Source organism: Neobacillus citreus, assembly GCF_018343545.2.
GTDB classification, from domain to species: Bacteria; Bacillota; Bacilli; order Bacillales; family Cytobacillaceae; genus Neobacillus; species Neobacillus citreus.
The window spans coordinates 1-2,084 of sequence record NZ_JAGYPE020000135.1; the positions used below are offsets into that span (position 1 = coordinate 1).

Genomic DNA, 2,084 nt, shown 5'->3' on the forward strand with positions numbered 1-2,084 from the left:
CGGAAGTAGTTCAGTGGTAGAACACCACCTTGCCAAGGTGGGGGTCGCGGGTTCGAATCCCGTCTTCCGCTCCAAAAATATGGCGGCATAGCCAAGTGGTAAGGCACAGGTCTGCAACACCTTTACCACCGGTTCGAATCCGGTTGCCGCCTCCAAATCATGCCGGTGTGGCGGAATTGGCAGACGCGCACGACTCAAAATCGTGTTCCGCAAGGAGTGTCGGTTCGACCCCGACCACCGGTATCGAAAACATGCGTTATTCCTCGTTCAATAATCGAGAATATAGCTTAATATCAAGCGTTTTCTACTACGGTAGGAGACGCTTTTTATTTTCTTTAGCGTCTTATTTACCGTCAACTACTGCGCTCTAATCGTGTGCGACGAATCTTACGCATATAGGAGGTAGTTGATAATGGCAAGACGCAGCAACACATTGGACGAAGGTGAATTAGCAATAATAGGTAAGAAGGCAAAATCTTATGTAGAGACGTTCGAGGACGCAATTCAACTCTTTTTAAAGGACTGCGAAATCCGCAATCTTAGACCACATACGCTCAAATTTTATCGTAGCGAAATAAACACATTTCTAAGCTATCTTAAGGAGCAGGACATAGTCGTAGAAGCACTCAAGCCGTATCATGTGACCGAAGAACATATAAAAGAAAACGTTATTTTATATCTACGCAAATATAAGGGCGCTAAAGTAGTAACGGTTAATACTCGTTTGCGTGCGCTGCGTGCGTTCTTTAACTTTCTTTATAAAGAGAAGTATATTCCGAAAAATCCCTTCGAAAACATTAAGCTACTAAAAGACCGTAAGCATATTATTGCTACCTTCACGAAAGAACAATTAAATAAACTATTCGGTCAACCCGACCTAAAAACGTTCACGGGCGTTCGAGACTATACGATAATGTTACTTTTACTAGAGACAGGTATTCGGGCTAATGAAGCCGTAGGGCTTACGCTTGCGGATATTCGTTGGGAGGATAATCTAATATGTGTACGAAATGCTAAGAGTTATAGAGAGCGCCTTGTACCTTTTCAATCGACTATGAAAGAGCAGTTAAAAAAGTATATTGCGATACGTGGATACGTTGAAACAGACGCATTATTTGTAACGGTAGACAATACGCCTATTTCTAAAAGGGCACTACAAAATAGAATAGAGAAATATGGAAAAGAAGCGCAGTTGAAAGGAGTTCGTTGTAGCTGCCATACGTTTAGGCATACTTTTGCAAAGTTATGCGTACAGCAGGGCGCAAACATATTCGAGCTTCAAACGATATTAGGACATACAAGTATGGAAATCGTTAAAACATACGTTAATTTATTCGGTACAGACGTAAGAGACCGACATAAAGAGTTTTCACCATTAAAGGTATTAAAGCTAAGGAAGTAGAGGGCGCAGCTAAAGCGCTCTTTTTTTCGCTCAGAAGGCTAAAAAAGAAAGGCGAGAATAAATCTTCATATTGCGCCAAGTTTTCCTTTTTCAAAATACATAATTAATTGAAATGAAACCTCAGACCAATTTGTATCTTCTTCTTCATACTTCGTTAGTATGAAGTCTAATGTTTGTGAAAAGGCAAAAGCCGCAGTAGCAACGAAATTTCCTTTTATCCATTGACCTGCACCTGCCATAATAAGCATTCTGTAAATATTTTTCAAGTCGTCTCTATTCGCATTATGTTCTATTATTACAGAGCGCAGAAAGTCGTATTTCTCGACCATATCAAACAATGCTTCTTTGTATTGCTCGCTATTATCATTAAGCAAATCATCAAGTGAGAAGCTTTTTGGCTTACCTAGCTCTTTCTGAATTTTAGCTAGTTCTTTATTTTTCTTTATTGAAGCCCAAAGACCCATAAATAACGCCCTCCCATTTATTTTATATATACAATATTTTCCTACAAATTTTTGATATTATCAATATAGTAAAAAAATCATTAATGGGGTGATTAGGGATGAATCAAACACAGAAAGAGATATTATATTTATTAAGAACCAATAAAAAAGAACGAGGACTAACTGCAAGCTATATCGCAGAAGTGTTAAAAAAGAACGAAGCTAAATTACAAGTAGAG

At 38.8% G+C, this 2,084-nt stretch carries 2 protein-coding genes and 2 tRNA genes; 3 read left to right on the forward strand and 1 reads right to left on the reverse strand.

All coding sequences use genetic code 11. From position 1 onward, the window contains the following. Positions 1 to 81 precede the first annotated feature (81 nt). The 3 genes from KHB02_RS29550 to KHB02_RS29560 all read left to right on the forward strand — a co-directional run bounded on the left by KHB02_RS29550 (position 82) and on the right by KHB02_RS29560 (position 1,402). Positions 82 to 155, forward strand: a tRNA-Cys gene (locus tag KHB02_RS29550). Positions 156 to 161: 6 nt separating this feature from the next. Next, a tRNA-Leu gene (locus KHB02_RS29555) sits at positions 162 to 243 on the forward strand. A 169-nt stretch (positions 244 to 412) separates the two neighbouring features. Next, entirely contained in the window at positions 413 to 1,402 is a 990-nt protein-coding gene (locus KHB02_RS29560) for a tyrosine-type recombinase/integrase (RefSeq protein ID WP_213139834.1), read from the forward strand. A 65-nt stretch (positions 1,403 to 1,467) separates the two neighbouring features. Here the strand turns inward: KHB02_RS29560 and KHB02_RS29565 are convergent, their stop codons facing one another. Beyond that, positions 1,468 to 1,866, reverse strand: a complete 399-nt coding sequence (locus tag KHB02_RS29565; RefSeq protein WP_213139835.1) for a hypothetical protein — start codon at positions 1,864 to 1,866, stop codon at positions 1,468 to 1,470. Positions 1,867 to 2,084: the final 218 nt, after the last annotated feature.

Excerpts from the sequence above, each read along its gene's own strand:
- KHB02_RS29560 (WP_213139834.1), top strand. The coding sequence starts at position 413 with ATGGCAAGACGCAGCAACACATTGGACGAAGGTGAATTAGCAATAATA.
- KHB02_RS29565 (WP_213139835.1), bottom strand. The coding sequence starts at position 1,866 with ATGGGTCTTTGGGCTTCAATAAAGAAAAATAAAGAACTAGCTAAAATT.